General features: G+C 56.0%; 2 protein-coding genes. Both read right to left on the bottom strand.

What is annotated here, in order from left to right:
• Positions 1-208: 208 nt before the first annotated feature.
• Positions 209-463 carry a DUF4189 domain-containing protein gene (locus tag ACQKDV_RS19565; RefSeq protein ID WP_427785879.1) on the bottom strand — a complete coding sequence of 85 codons (255 nt, stop codon included), beginning with the start codon at positions 461-463 and terminating at the stop codon, positions 209-211.
• A gap of 325 nt (positions 464-788) precedes the next feature.
• Entirely contained in the window at positions 789-1,208 is a 420-nt protein-coding gene (locus tag ACQKDV_RS19560; RefSeq protein WP_427785880.1) for a DUF4189 domain-containing protein, read from the bottom strand.
• Positions 1,209-1,314 lie beyond the last annotated feature (106 nt).

Here is a 1,314-nt window from a genome sequence, read left to right as displayed (position 1 = left end):
TCGAGTTCGCCACGAACTGGCCCAGCGTGCCGTTGAAGAACATGGCCGCCATCGGAGGTGCCATGACCATCAGCACCGACAGCAGTCCAACACCGTCTCTTCAGAGGGCAGTCGACTTGAGGTAGCAGCTGGAAGCAGCGACTGCGCCGCTGGCTAGGCGAGACGGCGCCCTGCCACTCAATGTCAAAACACCCTTAGCGGCCCGCCCCTAGCGAAGGGCGCAGCCTGCGAAGACAATCTCGCATTTCGAGCCACAAGTTTTAAGTGCCAAACGACTTACAGATCGCACACCTTCGGCAGATATCGCGTAGCGATTACGAACAGGACCACGAGCAACCGCAGCACACTCATTTACAAAGGTTCTGGATACCTTGTAGTTGCGGAAGCCACGAATGCTGCAGTCCTCAACCGCCAGCTTACGGGCTTCACGCTCGCTTTTTCCCTCGAAAGTCCGTCCAAGCATGCCCCATCACCCTTTGCCCGAGCGCCCCAACGATTCAAAGATTGACGCTGGGAATCCCCCACGCCGTGCCCGGGCACATAAACACTATTGTATTCAACTGCCCCAGGCTGCTAACCAACCGCTACGGGAGGATCATAACGCTCAGCACCACCAAGCGTCGGATTAGAGTGAGCATGCACTATTTTCTTATGGCTTGGCCGCGGCCAATCCACATAATTCTGCGTGAAGTCCGAGACTGGCCCTTGCTGTTAGGACCACGGTACGGACCTCAAGACTATCAGCAGAGAGCTATGTTCTGCCGAAGTGATCTCAAATACTCAGGGACCTACGGAAGCGCACAGCCCTCGAAAAGAATCTTGCACTCGGGCGAACCACAATCCTTTAGCGCTTGTTTGCGGACTCGAGAGAGCGACTTCGTATCCCCGACGTAGCGGCGATTCTCGGGTCCAACAGCAACGGCAGCGCACACATTGGAGAAGGTCTGTAGCCTTTCACAGTCAAGACCGCCGCGCGCAGTGCAATCTTGCGTGGCAAGAGCTACCGCTTGCTCCTCTGTGGCAGAGCCAACCGACCACCCAAGTGTCAAATTTGAACCTCTTGCAAGAGCACCCCACCTAACACCCTGGCGCACAGTGTCACCCACACCATGTGCCGGAAGGTAGACTGAGTTGTACTCAGCACTCCCTGGCTGTTGGGCGAACGCGCAAGCCGATACACACAGGCTCGATAGCGCCAGAATTCGCATCATGATCATCATACGCCATTCCTCCGCTGCCCATTTACCTTATCTTTATCACCGCTTCCAACATAATCCTGCTTGAAGTCCGAAGTCTGGCCCGAGCTGTTACGAC

This window comes from Stenotrophomonas sp. NPDC077659 (assembly GCF_050268705.1).
GTDB lineage: Bacteria > Pseudomonadota > Gammaproteobacteria > Xanthomonadales > Xanthomonadaceae > Stenotrophomonas.
Note: the sequence above shows the minus strand (reverse complement) of the source record. Positions and strands in the feature narration are given on the sequence as shown.